Below are 18265 nucleotides of genomic sequence, written 5' to 3'. Positions count from 1 at the left end.
GCGCGGGTGCTCCGGCCATGCCGGGGGCGGTCTAGCGTTGTTCCCATGGAGTTCTACGGTGACGCCGCGCGTGACGACCTGACCTATTCCGACGTGTTCCTCATCCCTTCCCGCTCGGCGGTGACCTCGCGGCTCGACGTCTCGCTGGCGCCGGCCGACGGCACCGGCGCGAGCATCCCCATCGTGTCGGCCAACATGAACTCGGTGACCGGCCCGCGCCTTGCCGCGAGTCTCGCCCGCCGGGGCGGTCTCGGCGTGCTGCCGCAGGACATGCCGCTGCAGCAGCTGGCGGAGGCCATCCGCTGGGTGAAGGCGCAGCCGGTCGACTACGACACCCCCTTCGAGATGCGCCCCGAGCAGACCGTCGAGGAGGCGCTGCTGCTCGTGCCGGCCGTGGCGGGGCAGGGCATCGTGCTGCACGACGGTGCGGGGGAGTACCTCGGCTGCATCCCCGCGGCGCGGCTGGCCACGGCCCTGCCCGACGCGAAGCTCGGCGACCTGGTGCACGGAGCGCTCACCTCGCTCGCCGCCGACGACATCGTGGGGCCCCGCGAGGCCTTCGACGCGATGGTCGCCGCCGACATCGACTTCGCCCCGGTGCTGCGTCACGGGGCCGTGGTGGGAACGCTCAGCCGCACCAGCGCGCTGCGCGCCACGCTCTACTCGCCCGCGGTCGACGGCGACGGGCGGCTGCGGGTGGCTGCGGCCGTCGGCATCAACGGCGACGTGGTCGACAAGGCGAAGGCGCTCGTCGCCGCGGGGGTCGACGTGCTCGTGGTCGACACCGCGCACGGCCACCAGGAGGGCATGCTGCGGGCGCTGCACGCGCTCAAGGTGGCCGACCTCGGGGTGCCGATCGCCGCGGGCAACGTCGTGACGGCCCGGGCGGTGAACGATCTCGTCGATGCCGGCGCGACCATCCTGAAAGTCGGCGTGGGCCCCGGCGCCATGTGCACCACCCGCATGATGACGGCGGTGGGCCGGCCGCAGTTCTCCGCGGTGCTCGAGACGGCGGCCGCGGCGCACGAGCTCGGCGCGCACGTCTGGGCCGACGGAGGCGTGCGCTACCCGCGCGACGTCGCGCTCGCGCTGGCCGCGGGTGCGTCGTCGGTGATGATCGGCTCGTGGTTCGCCGGCACCATCGAGGCGCCGGGCACCCTGCACACGGATGCGGAGGGCCGGCTCTACAAGGAGAGCTGGGGCATGGCCTCGACCAAGGCGGTGAAGGAGCGCTTCGGCCGGCTCGACGCCTACGAGCTGGCGCGCAAGACCCTGTTCGCCGAGGGCATCTCGTCGAGCCGTATCTACCTCGACCCGTTGCGCCCCTCGCTCGAAGACCTGCTCGACATGATCACCTCGGGTGTGCGCAGCTCGTTCACCTACGCGGGCGCGTCGACGCTCGCCGAGTTCCACGACCGTGCGCTCGTCGGCATCCAGTCGGCGGCGGGGTACGAGGAGGGCAAGGCGCTCCCGGTCAGCTGGTAGCGCGGGTAGGATCGAGCACACCATGGACGACCCTCCCTCTGCGCATCCGGTTCCCATCGTGACCGCCGTCTCGGCGTCGAGCGGAGACAGCCGTGGCTTATGAGCTCGTGATGCTCGGCATCGGCCTCGTGCTCACGGTGGGCACCGGCTTCTTCGTGGCGAGCGAGTTCTCGCTGGTGAATCTCGACCGCTCCGATCTCGAGGCGCGCGCGGCGCGCGGCGAGAAGGGGCTGCAGCCGCCCATCACGGCGCTGCGACACACCTCGACGCACCTCTCGAGCGCCCAGCTCGGCATCACCCTGACGACGCTGCTCACGGGTTACACGATGGAGCCGGCGATCTCGAGCCTCCTGCGTGGGCCGTTCACCGCCGTCGGCATCCCCGAGTCGGTGGTGTCGCCGCTCAGCGCGGTGATCGGCATCGCCGTCGCCACCCTGCTGTCGATGATCATCGGCGAACTGGTGCCGAAGAACTTCGCACTGGCCCTGCCGCGCGAGACGGCCCGCATCGTGGTGCCATTCCAGCTCGTGTTCACCACGGTGTTCCGGCCGGCCGTGGCGCTGCTCAACAACAGCGCCAACGCCCTGCTCCGCCTCGTCGGCATCGAGCCGAAGGAGGAGCTCTCGGGGGCGCGCACCGCCGAGGAGCTGTCGTCGCTCGTGCGGCGCTCGGCGATGGAGGGCAGCCTCGACGTCGACACGGCCACCCTGCTCAACCGCACCCTGCTGTTCTCCTCGCACGACGCGTCTGACGTCATGACGCCGCGGCCGCGCATCCGGAGCGTCAAGCGCGACGAGTCGGTCGAGGTGGTGCTCGAGCTCGCCCGCACGACCGGGCACTCGCGCTTCCCCGTGATGGACGAGGGCATCGACGACATCGTCGGGCTGGCCCACGTGAAGCAGGCGGTGGCGATTCCGCGCGACCGGCGGCCCGAGGTGCCGGCGGCGGCCATCATGACCGAAGCGCTGCGCGTGCCCGAGACGATGCAGCTCGACCTGCTGCTCGGCGAGCTCCGCGGGCGCGGGTACCAGATGGCCGTGGTGATCGACGAGTACGGCGGCACCGCCGGCGTGGTGACCCTCGAAGACCTCGTCGAGGAGCTCGTGGGCGAGCTGGTCGACGAGCATGACCGCACCAGGGCGGGGGTCGTGCAGTCGCGCGGCGACACCGTGTTCCCCGGGCTGCTCCGGCCCGACGAGCTCGCCGACCAGGCGGGCATCCGCGTGCCCGACGACGGGCCGTACGAGACCGTGGGCGGGTTCGTGATGAGCGAGCTCGGTCGGCTGCCCGTCGTCGGCGACACGGTGCGGCTGCCCGAGGGCGCGCTCCGCGTGGAGCGGCTCGAGGGGCGGCGCATCGACCGGCTGCGCTTCATCGCCGACCCGGTGACCAGTGCCGTAGCGGCGGCCGTGGCGGAGGAGGCCGATCGTGGCTGACTGGCTCGGAATCGTCTGGCTCGTGGTGCTGCTCGCCGGCAACGCGTTCTTCGTCGCCGCCGAGTTCGCGGTCATCTCGGCCCGCCGCTCGCAGATCGAGCCGCTCGCCGAGCAGGGCCGCTCGAGCGCGAAGACGGCGCTGTACGCGATGGAGCACGCGACGCTCATGCTCGCGACCACGCAGCTCGGCATCACGGTGTGCTCGCTGCTCATCCTGAACGTCTCCGAACCCGCCATCCACCATCTGCTCGAGGTGCCGCTGCACCTCACCGGGTTGCCGGAGGAGATGATCGGCACCATCGCGTTCGTGGTGGCGCTGCTCGTGGTGTCGTTCCTGCACGTGGTGCTCGGCGAGATGGTGCCGAAGAACATCTCGTTCTCGCTTCCCGACCGCGCGGTGCTGCTGCTGGCGCCGCCGCTCGTGGGCATCGCCCGCGTGTTCCGGCCCGTCATCGTGGCGCTGAACGCCAGCGCCAACGGCGTGCTGCGGCTGTTCCGGGTGGAGCCGAAGAGCGAGGCGGCGAGCGCGTTCACCCTCGACGAGGTGTCGACCATCGTCGAGCAGTCGACCCGCGAGGGCGTGCTCTCCGACCGCACCGGCACGCTGAGCGCCGCGTTCGAGTTCACCTCGAAGACGGTGGCGGATGTGGCGGTGCCGCTGGAGTCGCTGGTGAGCCTCCCCGAGACGGCGACCCCCGGCGATGTGGAACGGGCCGTGGCGAAGTACGGGTTCTCCCGCTATGTGCTCGTCGACGACGAGGGTCTGCCGATCGGCTACGTGCACCTCAAAGACGTCATCGACCTCGACGACGACGAGTACGACGACCCGATCCCGACCAAGCGGGTGCGCATCCTGCCATCGATCTTCGAGAAGACCGAACTCGAAGACGCCCTCGCCACCATGCGCCGCACCGGCGCACACCTCTCCCGCTCGTTCTCCGAGACGGGGGCGACCCGCGGCGTGCTCTTCCTCGAGGACATCATCGAGGAGCTCGTCGGCGAAGTGCAGGACGCCACCCGGCGCTAGGGACGGCGGGGGCGGGCGCGCTCGTATTGCACGGGCCAGGGGATGGTGACGCCGAGGGCGGTGGCGGCGCGGAGGGGGAAGTGCGGGTCGCGCAGCATCTCGCGGCCGAGCATGACCGCGTCGGCACGGCCGGAGTCGACGACGTCGGCCGCCTCCTCGGGCGTCGTGATGAGGCCCACCGCCGATACCCGCACCGACTCGGGCACGCGCTCCTTCACGAAGCCGGCGAACGGCACCTGGTAGAGCGGGCCCACCGGGATGCGGGCCCCGGCGTGGTTGCCGCCCGAGGAGATGTCCATCACGTCGGCGCCGGCCTCGCCCGCCCAGCGGGCGACGACGGCGGTGTCCTCCTCGGTCCACCCGCCCGTCTCGGCCCAGTCGGTGGCCGAGAACCGCACGAACAGCGGCACGCCATCGCCCGCCACCACGCGCACGGCGGCGACCACCTCGAGCAGCAGGCGCGCCCGGTTCTCGAGCGAGCCGCCGTACTGGTCGTCGCGCAGGTTCGACAGCGGGGAGAGGAACTGGTGCAGCAGATACCCGTGCGCCGCGTGCAGCTCGAGCACCTCGAAGCCGCCGTCGAGGGCACGCCGGGCTGCGGCCACGAAGTCGCCGACGACGCCGGCGATCTCCGGCACGTTCAGCGCGCGCGGCGCCCGGTAGTCGCCGAAGGCCACCGCCGACGGCCCCACGGTCTCCCAGCCGCCCTGCTCGAGCGGCACCGACCCCTGCTCCTCGGCCCAGGTGCGCCAGGTCGACGCCTTGCGCCCGGCGTGGGCGAGCTGGATGCCGGCGACCGACCCCTGGTCCCTGATGAACGCGGTGATGCGCGCGAAGCGGTCGCGCTGCTCGTCGTTCCAGATGCCGAGGTCTTCAGGGCTGATGCGGCCCTCGGGCGACACCGCCGTCGCCTCCGTCATCACGAGGCCGGCCCCGCCCACGGCGAAGGAGCCGAGGTGCACCAGATGCCAGTCGCTGGTGAGTCCGTCCCGTTCCTCGGCCGAGTACTGGCACATCGGCGCCACCCACAGTCGGTTGCGCATCGTGGTGGCACGCACGGTGAGGGGGGAGAACAGAGCGGATGCGGTCATGCTGCGCCTTTCGTCGTCGCCTTCGATTATCTCCGGCAGGGAGACCCCTCCTGTCACGGCCGCCGTATCGTGGGACCATGACGACCGAGTGGCGGGACTGGACCGAACTCGCGGCCTCGGAGCACCTTCGAGCGCCCCGTGCCGACGACGACAAGTACTCCCGTGGCGTGCTCGGGGTCGTCACCGGGTCGGAGGAGTACCCGGGTGCCGCGGTGCTCGGTGTGGAGGCAGCCGTGCGCACGGGCCTCGGCATGGTGCGGTATCTCGGCCCGGAGCGGCCGAGTTCCCTCGTGCTGCAGGCGCGGCCCGAGGCGGTCACCGCCGACGGCCGCGTGCAGGCATGGCTTATCGGCTCGGGCATGTCTCCCGACGCCCGCGACGAGTCCACGCGCGCCCGCCTCGCGAAGGCGCTGGGCCAAGACGCCCCGGTCGTCATCGACGCCGGGGCGCTCGACCTCGCCGACGACGCCACCGGCCCCGCCGTGCTCACCCCGCACGCCGGCGAGCTCGTCACCCTGCTCGCGGCCCGCGGTGTCGAGACCGATCGGGCGACCGTGAGCGCCGACCCCGCATCCTGGGCCGAGCGGGCCGCCGACCTCACCGGCAAGGTGGTGCTGCTGAAGGGGAGCGTCACCCACGTCTGCGGGCCCGCCTCGGGGCGCTGGGCCCGCGACGGGGTGCGCGTCGCCGCGCGCGTCGAAGCGCCCTCGAGCTGGGCGGCGACCGCGGGCTCGGGTGACGTGCTCGGCGGCGTCGTGGGCGCGCTGCTCGCCGGGCAGGCCGACCGCCTCGCCGACGACCCGGCCCGGCTCGTCGGTCTCGCCGCCACCGGCGCCTACCTGCACGCCTGGGCCGCCGAGCGCGCCTCGGGCGGCGGGCCGATCGCGGCGCTCGACATCGCCGCAGCTGTGCCGTCGATGGTCGCCCGTCTGCTCACCGGCGTCGGGGGTGTCAGCGGGGCGAGGCCATGAGGTCGACGTCGATCGCCGCCGAGCCGCTCAGCTCGGAGCCGCCGAGCGACGGCACCGGGATGCCGTAGTCGGAGAGTTCGATCGGGATGCTCCCCTCGATCACCGCCGAGCTGTCGTCGAACGAGATGGTCGCCTCGCCCTCCACCTGCTGGCTCACGCCGCGCAGGGTGAGGGTGCCGACGATCGGCACCGTTCCCTCGCCGTTCTCGGGCAGCTCGGCGGGGCTCGTGAGCACGAAGGAGGCGACGGAGTTGCCGCCGGTGGCGCGGATGAGCGCGTCGAGCATCGCGGCCTTCGCCAGGTCGTCGCCGACCAGGGTCGACAGGTCGACCATGAACTCGGCGTCGGTGACGGCCGTGTCGGTGCGGGTGATGGCCCCCGAGATCTGCTCGGTGCGGCCTGTGACGATGGGGGCGTCGGCGTCGCCGACCCGGTAGCCCACCGAGGAGCCGGAGTCGAGCGCCCAGGTGTGGGCGGCGTCGACGTCGTGGCCGTCGGCCGAGGAGCCGACCACGGTGGGCACGACCTGCTGCATCGTCGCCGACATGTCGATCTCGGCGCCCTTCGAGACGATGGGCACGGCCACCACGGCCACGACGCCGACGGCCGCGACACCGGCGGCGAGGGCGACGAAGTACTTGGCGGGCTTGTTCACGCGTCATCTTTCCGGTCGGGACGATCTCGTCAAGTCAAGCAAGCGAAGGTGGTGGCTGCCTGAGAGCGAGCGCAAGGGGGCCTGAGCCGCGGGCACTAGGCTGGCCGTCGTGCTCACACTCCGCCGACTCGCCGCGTCGCCGGTGGTCTTGTGGATCGTCTTCCTCGCCGTGCACCTGTGGCTCGGCTACACCGGTCTGACGCATCCGAACCTCCCCTTCGGCGACGTCACGAACGTGTACCGGCCCTGGGTCGAGCAGTCGCTCGAGGGGTACCGCCTCGGCATCGACGGGCCGTGGGTGTACCCGCTGCTGGCCTTCGTGCCCATGCTCGCGTCGATGGTGCTCGGCCCCGACCTCTACGGCATCGGCTGGATGCTCATGGTCACCCTCGCCGACGCGGCGGTCTTCGCCTACCTGCTCACCGGCACCCGCCGCAGCGGCTCGGCGGGCGAGCGCCGCGTCACGGCCGCCTGGTGGTGGCTGCTGTTCCTGCTGCTCATCGGCCCGGTCGCCGTGGGCCGCATCGACATCTTCACGGTCGACCTCGTCATCGCCGGTCTCCTCGTCATCCGCAACCGGCCCGCCGTGGCCGGGGTGCTGCTCGCGCTCGCCACCTGGGTGAAGGTCTGGCCGGCCGCCGTCATCGCCGCCGCCGTCATCGCCATGCGCACCCGGATGCGCGTGATCGTGGGCGCGGGCGTCACGCTGGTCTCGGTCGCCGTCGCGGCCCTCGCGATGGGCGCCGGGCTCAACGTGTTCAGCTTCGTCACTGAGCAGACCGGCCGCGGGCTGCAGGTGGAGGCGCCCGTGTCGACGATCTGGATGTGGCTCGCCTACGCCGGCACCGGCGCTCGGGCCTACTACGACTTCGACATCCTGACCTTCCAGGTGACCGGCGCCGGGAGCGACGTCGCCGCGATGCTCATGACGCCGCTGCTCGTCGTGGCGGTGGCCGTGGTGCTCGTGTTCGCCGTGATCGTGGTGCGTTCGGGAACCCCCTCGACCGTGGTGCTGCCGCCGCTCGTGCTCGCGCTCGTCATGGCCCTCATCGTCTTCAACAAGGTGGGTTCGCCGCAGTTCATGGTGTGGCTGTCGGCCCCGATCATCCTGGGCATCGTCACCCAGGGGCGGCGCTTCTTCGCGCCCGCGGTGCTCGCCTTCGTGATGGGCGGGCTCACCCAGATCATCTACCCGAACGGCTACGACTGGCTGCTCGGCCTCGACCCGCTGATGATCGGCGTGCTCACCCTGCGCAACGGTCTCAGCGTCGCGATGCTGGTGCTCGCCACCGTGATGCTGTGGCGCTCGCGCCGGCCCGCGGGGCTGTCGGCCGAGGGCCGGGTGGGTAGAGTCGGAACAGACCCCGACCGATCCACCATGAGGAGCTGACGATGCTGGTCGCCTTCTCCGTCGCCCCCTCGGGCGGCGGTGCCCCCGACGCGAGTGTTCACGACGCGGTCGCGGCCGCGGTGAAGGTGGTGCGCGAGAGCGGCCTGCCGAACCACACCGACGCGATGTTCACCACCATCGAGGGGGAGTGGGACGAGGTCTTCGACGTCGTGCGCCGCGCCACCGAGGCGGTGGGCGCCTACGGCACGCGCGTCTCCCTGGTGCTGAAGGCCGACATCCGGCCCGGCTACACCGGCGAGCTCACCGGCAAGGTCGACCGCCTCGAAGAGGCCATCCGCCGGAACCCCTGACGCCGCTCGACCCTCGAGCTCGGGCCGGGCGTCAGGGGAGCAGGTCGTCTTCGAAGTCGTCGGCGGTCTGGTTCGCCAGGTACTCGTCGCGCGGGAGCAGGCCGTCTTGGATGGCGCGCTTGCGCAGCGCGACCTTGGTGCCCACGTCGATGCCGACCATGCGGTACTTCTCGCGGATGCGCTTGAGGTACGACTTCGCGGTCTCCTCCGAGATGTCGAGGGCCTTGGCCACCTGCTTCACCGGCTCGCCGCCGCCGTAGAGGGCCATCACGCGGCGCTCCTGCGCGCTGAGGCGCGGTGAGGAGTCGAGGTCGTCGGCGGCGAGGGCGAGGTCGAGCTCGGTCGAGATGAAGCTGTCACCCACCGACGCGGCGCGGATGGCCTCGACGATCATGTCGGCCTCTTCGCTCTTCACCAGGTAGCCCAGCGCGCCCGCGGCGATCGCCTCGCGCACCATCACGGGCTCGGAGTAGGTGCTCATGAGCACCGTCTTCACGCCCGCCGACTTCAGCGCGCGCAGCTTCACCGAGACCGGCAGGTTGTCTTTGAGGTCGAGGTCGAGCAGCACCACGTCGACCGGGAACTCCGGATGCGTGAGCAGGTCGGGCCAGGTCGTCACGGCGGCGACCATGCTGATGTCGTCGGCGGCGCCACGGATCCACTCCGTGAGCGCACCGAGGAGCATGCGGTGGTCGTCGACGATGGCCAAGCGGATCGGGTCTCGCTCGATGCTCACAGCAACTCCTTCCAACGGATCACCGCGAGGGATCCGGTACGACAACGTGGGCGTCGACTCTGACTCGCAGGCGTCCGGATCGGGATTCCACCGAGTACTGGCCGACTCGGGACAGAGCAGACCACACAGCCGATTCGATGCGGCGACGGGGTACTCCGCCGATCGAGACGACTATCGGGAGCACCATCCTATCGTCAGGCGCCGACCCGGTTCGGGCGGCGGGGTGGCCGATCTCGAGTTCGATGGTGGGCGTCTGCCGCCCCGACTCGTCGAGGATGAGCCACACGGCCGAGAGCAGCCCGTCGCGCTGGGCGGGGTCGAGGTACCCGGCCAGCCCGTCGGAATCGACCAGGGTGACGGTCGGGTTGAGGTACTCCGACTCGGTGATGGCGTGGTGCAGCCAGCTCTCACGCCGCCCCGCCACGAGCATGCGGCGGAGGTCGGTGGCGAGCCCGGAGGCCGTGGAGGCGAGCTCGCGATCGAGCGGGAGGTCGACCCGCCCGGTGGCCACGTCTTGCAGCAGCTCCTCGGCGGCGAGGTCGAGCCGGGCGAGCTCGGTCGAGGCGAGGAGCCCGAGGCCGTAGCGGGGAGCGGTGATGGTGCTCTCGGCGACCGTGCGGTCGAGTTCGCGTTGCACCAGCTGCCCGAACGAGCGCACGACGATGATGCCGGCCGCCACGGGCGCGACGCTCAGCACCAGGGTTCCGACCGCCGGCCCGATGGTGTCGGGTGCCATGACGGCGCGCGCGACGACGTCGGCGAGCTGTAGCACGGTGAGCGAGGCCGTCGCGGCGACGGTGTTGTCGAGCGGCCGGTAGGTGACGGCGGCGAGCAGGGTCGCACCGATGCCGATGCTCACGGTGAGATAGTTCACCGGTTCGCTGCTTCCCCAGAGCGCGACGGAATCGAGCAGCAGCGCGACGCCGTCGAAGGCGAGCACCATGACGTACACGCCGGCGGGCACCATGCCCCGCCGGCGGCGGGCCGAGACGGTGAGCACGGCGAAGGCGGCGACGACGAGCAGCCACGCGGCGGCCGTGAGCCAGAGCCAGTGGCTGGTCGGCAACGTCCACCCGAACGACACCAGGCCGCGGCCGATGAGGATGATGCCGACGATCGCCGACCCCACCCCGAGGTAGCCGAGACCCAGCCGCGAATCGCGCTGGAGGTCGTTGCGGAGGGCTTCCACCGCATCCGGACCCAGCCGCCTGGCGCGCACCAGCTGGGTGAGCACGCCGTCGTCGCTCGGCCGGGTGCGCACCCGCGAGTTCGTCTGCCCGCTCATTTCGGCACCTCCAGCACCACCGTCGTGCCCGAACCGGGGGAGCTGAACAGCCGCACCTTGCCCCCGACGTCGCGCACCCGGGCGATCACCGACTCGGCGAGGCCGAGCCTGCCCACGTCGACGCTGTCGAGGTCGAAGCCGACCCCGGCGTCGGTGACCATGGCGCGCACGCTGAGATCGTCTTCGGTGATGGTGACATCGGCTGTGCCCACCTGGGCGTGCCGGCGCACGTTCTCGAGGCACTCCGAGAGCGAGAGCAGGAAGGCGTCGAGCACGTGGCTCGGCAGCAGGATCTGGCCCGTGCCGTGCCAGGAGACCTGCAGGCCCATGCGGCCGAAGCGCTGCTTCACCGACTCGAGCGTGTGGCCGAGCTCGCCGGTCTCCACCCGCTCGAGGGTGTACCCGCCCGAGGAGCGCGGCATGGGCGTGCCGCCCAGGCGCAGCTGCCGCAGCAGGCGCGCGTCTTCGGCCGCCTGGTGCCGCAGCGCGTCGGGGTCGGCGCCGATGCCCGAGTGCGCGAGCAGGGTGAGGGTGGCGAGCACGGTGTCGTGGAGGAGTCGGGCGCCCTGCCGGCGCTGCGCCTCGAACTCGCTCGACTGGCGCTCGAGCGCATGGGCTCGGCCGAGGCGGGCCATTCCCACGAAGGCGCGGCGGAGGCTCCCGGAGAGCCAGACCGCGCAGACGAACAGGGAGAGCCAGCCCACCAGGATGGACGCGATGACGAAGACGCCGCGGCCAGACGGCCAGGTGGCGGCGACGGCGAGGCCGAGCACCAGGACGTAGGCCGGGAGCACCAGCCAGAGCAGGCGACCCGAGGAGGCGAGCGTGGGGATGAGCGACGGGATGGCGGTCGAGGCGAAGAAGGTCACCGCCGAGGTCGCCGCGACGCTCGACACCGCCTGGCCAGGCGCCAGGAAGGCGCCGAGGGCGAGCAGGGCGATGACGTAGGTGAAGAGGGGCCAGGCCTGGGTGCGGGAGCCGCCCACGAAGTAGAACGCCACACCGGTCGCAGCCATGAGCGACAGGCTCGGCCACAGCACCGCGGGCTCGTCGAGCACGGCGACGAGGAGGCTGAGCAGCGACGCCCCGGTGAAGAGGAGGCCGAGGCTCCGGGAGGCCCTGGTAAGGAGTTTGCGCCGCTCGCGCTCGGTGCGGGCCATCAGGCGCGCGGCCTCTGACGTCGTCTCGCCGCGGGTGTCAGCACTCTCGAATGATAACGCGAGCCGTGTCCCCACAATTGGGGCGTGAAGCATTCGACAGGTGTCGGTATGGTGGAGAGTAGATCCGGGGGGAATTGGCCGGGGGGTTCGCACCGTGTGCGGCCCCCCGGCCCCAGTGGTGTCAGGGCCGTCTCGGGGCGTCGGCGGCGAGCAGTCTGCTGATCTCCCGCCCCACCACGTCGAACTCGATCAAGAACCCGTCGTGGCCGAACTTCGACTCGATCACGACCGGCACGTCGCCGTCGAGGTTGCCGGGCAGGTGCCGGGCGATGTACTCCTGGTCGGCGACGGGGAACAGGCGGTCGCTGTCGATGCCCACCACCAGAGCGGTGGCGGTGATCGATTCGAGCGCCGCCTGCACGCCGGCGCGCCCGCGGCCGAGGTCGTGCGAGTTCATGGCCTCGACGAGCGTGACATAGCTGTTCGCGTCGAAGCGCCTGGTGAACTTGTTGCCGTGGAAGTCGAGGTACGACTCCACAGCGAAGCGCCCGCCGCCGCCCAACGGGCTGATGCCGCTCTGCCAGCTGCGGGAGAACCTGTCGTTCAGCTCGGTGGGGCTGCGGTAGTTCAACAGGGCCATGCGCCGGGCGAGGGCGAGCCCCTGGTGCGGCCCCTCGCCGTCGGCGGCGTCGTAGTATCTGCCGCCACGGAACAGCGGGTCGGCCTTGATGGCCTGCACCTGCACCGAGTTGAGCCCGATCTGGTCGGCCGAGCTGATGGCGGGCGCGGCGATGACGGCGATGCGGTCGACCTCGTCGGGGAACTGCACCGCCCACTCGAGCACGTGCATCCCGCCCATCGAGCCACCGAGCACGGCGAACCAGCGGTCGATGCCGAGCGAGCGGGCCAGGGCGTGCTGGGCCCTGACCTGGTCGGCGATGGTGGTGAACGGGAACCGCGCCCCCCACTCCACCCCGTCGGGGGCGATGGAGGCGGGGCCGGTGCTGCCCTGACAGCCGCCCAGCATGTTCGGGGCCACCACGAACCAGCGGTCGCTGTCGACCGGCAGTCCCGGGCCCACGAGCCCCGGCCACCAGCCGTCGGTCGGATGCCCGGGCTCGGCCGGGTGGTTCAGGTTGCTGTCGCCGGTGAGGGCGTGCAGCACCAGGATCGCGTTGTCGCGCTCGGGCGACAGTGTGCCGTAGGTCTGGTACGCCAGATGAGCGTTCGGGATGCTCTCCCCGCTCTCGAAGTCGACCCTCCCGATCTCGGCGAACAACCGCCGCCCCACCGGGTCACCCTCCCGCCACGCCCCCGACGCCGGCGGCTTCCCGAACAACGACCGGATCTGCGCCTCCGTGATGAACCCACTCGGCACCGTGTCTTCGTTGGTCTGCCAGTCCATGGGGGAGCGGGTGTCCTTTCGACGACGGTGGGTGCCGCCAGATGGGTGGGTACCGGTGAGGTTCCGGGTGTTCTTGGTCAGGGACGCTGTGCTAGCTGCGGCCGGGGCCGTGCTGCGCGCGGCTCCGGCCGGTCGCGCCGGTCCTCGCCCGGCGCGACGCGACATGTGAGCACGCGGTCGCTTGCGCGGCCACGCACTCACCTTGGGTTGTCTAAGAGCGGCCCGCAGCTTTCATTCTGGCAACACGAAGGGCATCGGATGTGAATGTTACGTGCCGACCTTCAATCCCCCGCACCGAACCCGCCATTGTGCCGAGAGAGGGTACCGAACCGACCTCGTTTCGGGCCTTTTTCGACGACCCACGGTGAAGGGGTGGCCGCGAGAGCGACCACCCCTTCACATGTCGCGCGAAGCCGGGCGAGGACCGGCTTCGCCCGGCGGAGCCGCGCGAAGCACGGCCCCGCCGGCAGCTAGCACAAGGTTCGCGCGAGCCAAGGCCCTACCGGCGGCTAGACAGCATTCGCGCGAACCGTCTCCCGCGCCGCCGCGAGACCGCTCTCGAGGTCGGCCTTGAGGTCGTCGATGTTCTCGAGGCCGACGGACAGGCGCACGAGGCCGGGGGTGACGCCGGTGGTGAGCTGCTGCTCGGGGGTGAGCTGGGAGTGGGTGGTGGACGCGGGGTGGATGACGAGGGAGCGCACGTCGCCGATGTTCGCCAGGTGGCTGAACAGGGAGAGGCTCTCGACGAAGGTGCGGCCGGCGTCCACGCCGCCCTTCAGCTCGAACGACAGCACGGCGCCGACGCCCTTGGGGGCGTACTTGTTGGCGGAGGCATACCAGGGGCTGGTGGGGAGGCCGGCGTAGTAGACGGTGGCGACGTCGGGGTGCTGGTCGAGCCACTCCGCGATCTCCTGGGCGTTCTGCACGTGGCGCTCGATGCGCAGCGACAGTGTCTCGATGCCCTGGATGAGCTGCCAGGCGCTGGCGGGGGCGATCGCCGCACCGAGGTCGCGGAGCAGCTGCACACGCGCCTTGATGATGTAGGCGATGGGGTCGCCGAGCACACCGGTGTAGCTGACGCCGTGGTACGACGGGTCGGGCTCGGTGAGGCCGGGGAACTTCTCGACGTTCTTCGACCACTCGAACTTTCCGCCGTCGACGATGATGCCGCCGATGACGGTGCCGTGGCCGCCGAGGAACTTGGTGGCGGAGTGCACGACGATGTCGGCTCCGTGCTCGAGCGGGCGGATGAGGTAGGGGGTGGCGATGGTGTTGTCGACGATGAGCGGCACGCCGTTCTCGTGCGCGACGCCCGACACCAGGCCGATGTCGAGGATGTTGATCTTCGGGTTGCCGATGGTCTCGGCGAAGAACAGCTTGGTGTTGGGGCGCACGGCGCGGCGCCACTCCTCGGCGTCGTCCTGGTTCTCGACGAAGGTGGTCTCGATGCCGAGCTTCGCGAGCGTGTACTTGAAGAGGTTGTAGGTGCCGCCGTAGATCGACGAGGAGGAGACGATGTGGTCGCCGGCCTGGGCGATGTTCAGCACGGCGAAGGTCTCGGCGGCCTGGCCGGAGGAGACCAGGAGGGCGGCGGTTCCGCCCTCGAGGGCGGCGACCCGCTGCTCCACGACGTCCTGCGTGGGGTTGTGGATGCGCGTGTAGATGTTGCCGAACTCGGCGAGCGCGAACAGGTTCTTCGCGTGGTCGGCGTCGTTGAAGACGTACGAGGTGGTCTGGTAGATCGGCGTGGCGCGCGCGTTCGTGGTGGGGTCGGGCTGCGCGCCGGTGTGGATCTGCTTGGTCTCGAACTTCCAGTTCGCCGAGTTGTCGCTCATGGACTTCTTCCTCAAAGTCGTGGGGAGGGGGACTGATGGAAGCGTAGGGAGCGACGCGGGACACGGTCAATCGGCGCCGACGCGCGGCGTAACCTTCTCGTCTCCACGGGCGAACAGCCACTCGGCGCGGGGCTCGACGAGCGGCCGGAACACCCGTCGCACGGGCCTGCTCGACAGGGCGAGCGTGAGCAGGATGCTGAACAGGATCATGCCCACCAGCAGCAGGTCGTCGCGGGGCACGTCGAGCCAGCCCGACTCGCGCAGGGGGTAGAGCACGAAGCTGTGCAGCAGGTAGACGTAGAGGGTGGCCTGACCGAGCGGCGAGATCCAGGTCGCCCGGCGGGGCATGAGCACGAGGAACGAGAACACCAGGAGCACGGCGAGGGCGATGGCCGCGAGCCGCAGCCCGCCCGCCCACCACTGGTCGTAACCGAACTCGGGGTAGGCCTCCTCGAACAGCAGCACCCGGCGCACCTTGAGCTCGCGCCAGAGCGGCACGTTCGTGGCGATCACGAGTGCCAGGGCGGCGAAGACGCCGATCGCGCCCGCCCGCCACCACCAGACGCGTCGCAGGGGGAGCTCGGTCCAGAGGGTGGTGACCGGCAGCATCCTGAGCTTCCAGCCGAGCACGAAGAAGGGCAGGAGCGCGAGAGTGCGGTCGAGGGCGAAGACGCTGCCGACGGCAGGGAGGTAGCCGCTCGCCACCGAGATGACGACGGCGATGACGAGCGGGAAGCGCAGCAGCGCGAGGTAGGGCAGGGCGACCCGCCAGATGATGAGGGCGAGGAGGAACCACAGGGTCCACGACGGAGTGGCGAGATCGGGGTTGAAGCGGCCGGTGACGAGGGCGCGGATGACCGTCCAGATGACCTCGAAGATGAGGTAGGGGAGCGCGAGGTCGGTGACGAGCTTCTTCAGCTGCTTGACGCCGGGCGGTGTGGCCTTGGCGAAGTAGCCCGCGACCGCCACGAAGACGGGGACGTGGAAGGCGTAGATGAAGAGGTAGACGCCGTAGGCGGGGTCGGACTCGGCGATCAGCTTGAGGATGGCGTGGCCCATCACCACGAGGGTGATGGCGACGAAGCGCGCGTTGTCCCAAAGCGGCATGCGCACCGGTCGACGCGGGGTGCGGGGGGCTGCGGCGACCGGAGACGACATCATTCCAGACTACCTTTGAGGGTACGGAAGGGACCGGGGTGGTCCCGGTCGTCGTGAGAGGACGCTGATGAAGCGCGCGGTGGTCACAGGGGCGAGTTCGGGCATCGGGGCGGCGACGGTGCGCGCGCTCCGCAGTGCGGGATGGCCGGTGGTGGGCGTGGCCCGCCGGGAGGACAGGCTGAAGGAGCTCGCCGCCGAGACCGGCGCGGAGTACTTCGTCGCCGACGTCACCTCCGACACCGACGTCGAGGCGCTACGCGAGTACCTCGCCGCCACCGGCGGAGTGGGCGCCCTGGTCAACAACGCCGGCGGAGCCGCGGGCATGGACTCGGTGGAGAACGGCTCCACCGCCGACTGGCAGTGGATGTTCGACGTGAACGTGCTCGCCGTGCGCCGGGTGACGAGCGCCCTGCTGCCGTTGCTGCGCGCCTCGGTCGAACCGGGCGGCTCGGCCGACATCCTCACCGTCAGCTCCACGGCCGCACACTGGTCGTACGAGGGCGGCGGGGGCTACAACGCCGCGAAGTTCGCGGTGCACTCGCTCGTCGACGTGCTGCGGCTCGAGCTCTCGGGCGAACCCATCCGCGTGCTCGAGATCGCTCCGGGCATGGTGAAGACCGAGGAGTTCTCGCTCAACCGCTTCAAGGGCGACCAGGATCGCGCCGACTCCGTCTACCAGAACGTGCCCGACCCGCTGAGCGCCGACGACGTGGCCGCCACCATCACGGCCATGCTCACCATGCCGCCGCACGTGAGCCTCGACCTCGTGGTGATCAAGCCGGTGGCGCAGTCGGCGGTCTACAAGGTCGCCCGGGGTGAGCTGAAGGTCAAGGAGTAGGCAGCGCGGGGGCGGGCTGCTGGGGGTCGCCGAAGGCGAGCTTCGGCACGAACAGCAGCATCACCGCCGCCACGAACGCGCCGCCCGCGCACACCGCCCACACCGTCATGTAGCCGGAGAGACTGGATGCGGTGGCCGTGACGGCGCTCGCCGCACCCTGGAAGAGCACGACACCGAACACGGCGGAGGCGAACGACCCGCCGATCGTCTTCGTCGTGTTCGTGAGGGCCGAGGCGATGCCGGTCTGGCCGAGCGGAGCGGCGGCCGCCGCCGCGGCCGGCATGGCACCGACGAGAGCCCCCGAGCCCACGCCCGCCACCGCCATGTTCACGAACACCTGCCAGGTCTCGACGTGGAAGGGCAGGAACAGCGCGTAGCCGACGCCCACCAATGCCGCCGCCCCGATGAGGGTGATGCGCGGCGTGGTGAGGTTCGAGACCACGGGGAACAGCAGCGCGCCCACGATCATCGACACCAGGTAGAGCCCGATGAGGTTCGAGATGGCGGTGGCGTCGAGACCGAGACCATAGCCGTTCACGGGGTCGGTGCCGGCGAAGGTGCTGAGGGGCGCCTGCGCGCCGAGCAGGCTGATGCCGATGAGGCCCGCCGTGAGCTGCACCGGCCACATGGTGGGGCGGCGCAGCATGCGCAGGTCGATGGCGGGGTCGGGGGAGCGCAGCTCCCACGCCCCGAACGGCAGGAAGGCCAGCACGCCGGCGGCGACCAGCAGCCACACCCACCAGGTCTCCGGCCCGTTGATGCGCACGAAGGTGAGGCCGCTCGTGACGAGGAGGAGCGCCAGGGTGAGCAGCGTGAACCCGACGATGTCGAGCCGCCGCCCGGGCGAGGGGGTCGACTCGGGCACGCCGACCAGGATGACGAAGAACACCAGAGTCACGGCGATCGCCGGCACCATGAGGGTGAGGGCGACGTCGCCGCCGAAGGCGTCGAGCACCCGGCCGCTCGCCAGTGCACCCGCGATGGCTCCGGCCTCGAGGGCGACGACGAGGAGGCCGGCTGCGCGCCGGGTCTGCGAGGCGCCGCGGCCACTGCGCCTCCCGCGATCGAAGATGAGGGCGACCTCGAGCGGCAGCCACACCACGTAGAAGCCCTGCAGCGCCCAAGCGATGAGGAAGCTCGTGAAGTCGCCTGCGGCGACCAGCCACCAGCTGGCGCCGGCTGTCACCACGGTGGCCACCAGCAGCATCCGTTTATGGCCGACCATGTCGCCGAGCTTCGCCAGCACCGGCACCACGATGGCCGAGAGCAGCAGCTGCGCGGCCTCGAACCAGTTGAAGTCGGCATCGACGATGCCGAGGTGGTCGACCAGGTCGGGGATGAGCGGAACGTAGAAGCCCTGGATGATGCCGCTGGTCACCTCGACCAGCGCGAGGAAGCCGATGAGGGAGGCGGTGATGCCGATCGAGCCGCGCAGTGTCGACGTCATGATCGGATGTTAGGGCATTCGTGCACCCAATAGAG

At 70.9% G+C, this 18265-nt stretch carries 16 protein-coding genes; 7 read left to right on the top strand and 9 right to left on the bottom strand.

What is annotated here, in order from left to right; translation table 11 throughout:
* Positions 1-45 precede the first annotated feature (45 nt).
* The 3 genes from guaB1 (at position 46) to HL652_RS09365 (ending at position 3948) form a co-directional block, all read left to right on the top strand.
* Positions 46-1485, top strand: a complete 1440-nt coding sequence (gene guaB1, locus HL652_RS09375) for a GMP reductase (protein WP_171705087.1) — start codon at positions 46-48, stop codon at positions 1483-1485.
* Between the two features lie 110 nt (positions 1486-1595).
* On the top strand, positions 1596-2921 hold the full coding sequence (locus HL652_RS09370) for a hemolysin family protein (RefSeq protein ID WP_171707262.1): 1326 nt from the start codon (positions 1596-1598) through the stop codon (positions 2919-2921).
* Positions 2914-3948, top strand: coding sequence for a hemolysin family protein (locus HL652_RS09365; protein WP_171705086.1), 1035 nt, complete (start codon positions 2914-2916; stop codon positions 3946-3948). Before HL652_RS09370 ends, HL652_RS09365 begins: the two co-directional genes overlap by 8 nt.
* Here the strand turns inward: HL652_RS09365 and HL652_RS09360 are convergent.
* Positions 3945-5039, bottom strand: coding sequence for an NADH:flavin oxidoreductase/NADH oxidase (locus HL652_RS09360; RefSeq protein ID WP_171705085.1), 1095 nt, complete (start codon positions 5037-5039; stop codon positions 3945-3947). The two genes, HL652_RS09365 and HL652_RS09360, sit on opposite strands and share 4 nt — an antisense overlap.
* A 77-nt stretch (positions 5040-5116) precedes the next feature.
* Between HL652_RS09360 and HL652_RS09355 the strand changes: the two genes are divergently transcribed.
* Positions 5117-6010, top strand: coding sequence for an ADP-dependent NAD(P)H-hydrate dehydratase (locus tag HL652_RS09355; RefSeq protein WP_171705084.1), 894 nt, complete (start codon positions 5117-5119; stop codon positions 6008-6010).
* On the opposite strand, the gene HL652_RS09350 is transcribed toward HL652_RS09355, so the two are convergent.
* On the bottom strand, positions 5991-6665 hold the full coding sequence (locus HL652_RS09350) for a YceI family protein (RefSeq protein ID WP_171705083.1): 675 nt from the start codon (positions 6663-6665) through the stop codon (positions 5991-5993). The two genes, HL652_RS09355 and HL652_RS09350, sit on opposite strands and share 20 nt — an antisense overlap.
* 109 nt (positions 6666-6774) lie before the next feature.
* On the opposite strand from HL652_RS09350, the gene HL652_RS09345 reads away from it, so the two are divergent.
* Entirely contained in the window at positions 6775-8055 is a 1281-nt protein-coding gene (locus tag HL652_RS09345; protein ID WP_171705082.1) for a glycosyltransferase family 87 protein, read from the top strand.
* A gap of 2 nt (positions 8056-8057) precedes the next feature.
* The gene (locus tag HL652_RS09340) at positions 8058-8366 is read left to right on the top strand and encodes a thiamine-binding protein (protein ID WP_171705081.1); all 309 of its coding nucleotides are present in this window, start codon (positions 8058-8060) and stop codon (positions 8364-8366) included.
* Between the two features lie 31 nt (positions 8367-8397).
* On the opposite strand, the gene HL652_RS09335 is transcribed toward HL652_RS09340, so the two are convergent.
* The 6 genes from HL652_RS09335 to HL652_RS09310 form a co-directional block, all read right to left on the bottom strand.
* Positions 8398-9051, bottom strand: a complete 654-nt coding sequence (locus HL652_RS09335) for a response regulator transcription factor (protein WP_253743851.1) — start codon at positions 9049-9051, stop codon at positions 8398-8400.
* Between the two features lie 70 nt (positions 9052-9121).
* Positions 9122-10387, bottom strand: a complete 1266-nt coding sequence (locus HL652_RS09330) for a hypothetical protein (protein ID WP_171705079.1) — start codon at positions 10385-10387, stop codon at positions 9122-9124.
* Positions 10384-11547 (bottom strand): sensor histidine kinase, encoded by a 1164-nt coding sequence (locus HL652_RS09325; protein WP_171705078.1) that lies wholly within the window; start codon positions 11545-11547, stop codon positions 10384-10386. The genes HL652_RS09330 and HL652_RS09325 overlap by 4 nt, the downstream gene beginning before the upstream one ends.
* Positions 11548-11728: 181 nt before the next feature.
* Positions 11729-12952 carry a homoserine O-acetyltransferase MetX gene (metX, locus tag HL652_RS09320; RefSeq protein ID WP_171705077.1) on the bottom strand — a complete coding sequence of 408 codons (1224 nt, stop codon included), beginning with the start codon at positions 12950-12952 and terminating at the stop codon, positions 11729-11731.
* 509 nt (positions 12953-13461) lie between these two features.
* Complete coding sequence (locus HL652_RS09315; protein WP_171705076.1) at positions 13462-14787, bottom strand: bifunctional o-acetylhomoserine/o-acetylserine sulfhydrylase; 1326 nt, start codon at positions 14785-14787, stop codon at positions 13462-13464.
* Between the two features lie 66 nt (positions 14788-14853).
* Positions 14854-15945, bottom strand: coding sequence for an acyltransferase family protein (locus HL652_RS09310; protein ID WP_171705075.1), 1092 nt, complete (start codon positions 15943-15945; stop codon positions 14854-14856).
* Between the two features lie 67 nt (positions 15946-16012).
* On the opposite strand from HL652_RS09310, the gene HL652_RS09305 reads away from it, so the two are divergent.
* On the top strand, positions 16013-16783 hold the full coding sequence (locus tag HL652_RS09305) for an SDR family oxidoreductase (RefSeq protein WP_171705074.1): 771 nt from the start codon (positions 16013-16015) through the stop codon (positions 16781-16783).
* Here the strand turns inward: HL652_RS09305 and HL652_RS09300 are convergent.
* Entirely contained in the window at positions 16773-18230 is a 1458-nt protein-coding gene (locus HL652_RS09300; protein ID WP_171705073.1) for an MFS transporter, read from the bottom strand. The genes HL652_RS09305 and HL652_RS09300 overlap by 11 nt on opposite strands.
* Positions 18231-18265: the final 35 nt, after the last annotated feature.

The sequence above is a fragment of the Herbiconiux sp. SALV-R1 genome (assembly GCF_013113715.1).
GTDB lineage: Bacteria > Actinomycetota > Actinomycetes > Actinomycetales > Microbacteriaceae > Herbiconiux.
The sequence above is the reverse complement of the archived record's forward strand: the minus strand, read 5'-3'. Positions and strand labels throughout refer to the sequence as shown.

What these genes read in the sequence shown, in the direction of transcription:
- guaB1 (WP_171705087.1), top strand. Translation starts at nt 46, where the DNA reads ATGGAGTTCTACGGTGACGCCGCGCGTGACGACCTGACCTATTCCGAC.
- HL652_RS09370 (WP_171707262.1), top strand. Translation starts at nt 1,596, where the DNA reads ATGCTCGGCATCGGCCTCGTGCTCACGGTGGGCACCGGCTTCTTCGTG.
- HL652_RS09360 (WP_171705085.1), bottom strand. Translation starts at nt 5,039, where the DNA reads ATGACCGCATCCGCTCTGTTCTCCCCCCTCACCGTGCGTGCCACCACG.
- HL652_RS09355 (WP_171705084.1), top strand. Translation starts at nt 5,117, where the DNA reads ATGACGACCGAGTGGCGGGACTGGACCGAACTCGCGGCCTCGGAGCAC.
- HL652_RS09340 (WP_171705081.1), top strand. Translation starts at nt 8,058, where the DNA reads ATGCTGGTCGCCTTCTCCGTCGCCCCCTCGGGCGGCGGTGCCCCCGAC.
- HL652_RS09335 (WP_253743851.1), bottom strand. Translation starts at nt 9,051, where the DNA reads ATGCTCCTCGGTGCGCTCACGGAGTGGATCCGTGGCGCCGCCGACGAC.
- HL652_RS09330 (WP_171705079.1), bottom strand. Translation starts at nt 10,387, where the DNA reads ATGAGCGGGCAGACGAACTCGCGGGTGCGCACCCGGCCGAGCGACGAC.
- HL652_RS09325 (WP_171705078.1), bottom strand. Translation starts at nt 11,547, where the DNA reads ATGGCCCGCACCGAGCGCGAGCGGCGCAAACTCCTTACCAGGGCCTCC.
- metX (WP_171705077.1), bottom strand. Translation starts at nt 12,952, where the DNA reads ATGGACTGGCAGACCAACGAAGACACGGTGCCGAGTGGGTTCATCACG.
- HL652_RS09315 (WP_171705076.1), bottom strand. Translation starts at nt 14,787, where the DNA reads ATGAGCGACAACTCGGCGAACTGGAAGTTCGAGACCAAGCAGATCCAC.
- HL652_RS09310 (WP_171705075.1), bottom strand. Translation starts at nt 15,945, where the DNA reads ATGTCGTCTCCGGTCGCCGCAGCCCCCCGCACCCCGCGTCGACCGGTG.
- HL652_RS09305 (WP_171705074.1), top strand. Translation starts at nt 16,013, where the DNA reads ATGAAGCGCGCGGTGGTCACAGGGGCGAGTTCGGGCATCGGGGCGGCG.
- HL652_RS09300 (WP_171705073.1), bottom strand. Translation starts at nt 18,230, where the DNA reads ATGACGTCGACACTGCGCGGCTCGATCGGCATCACCGCCTCCCTCATC.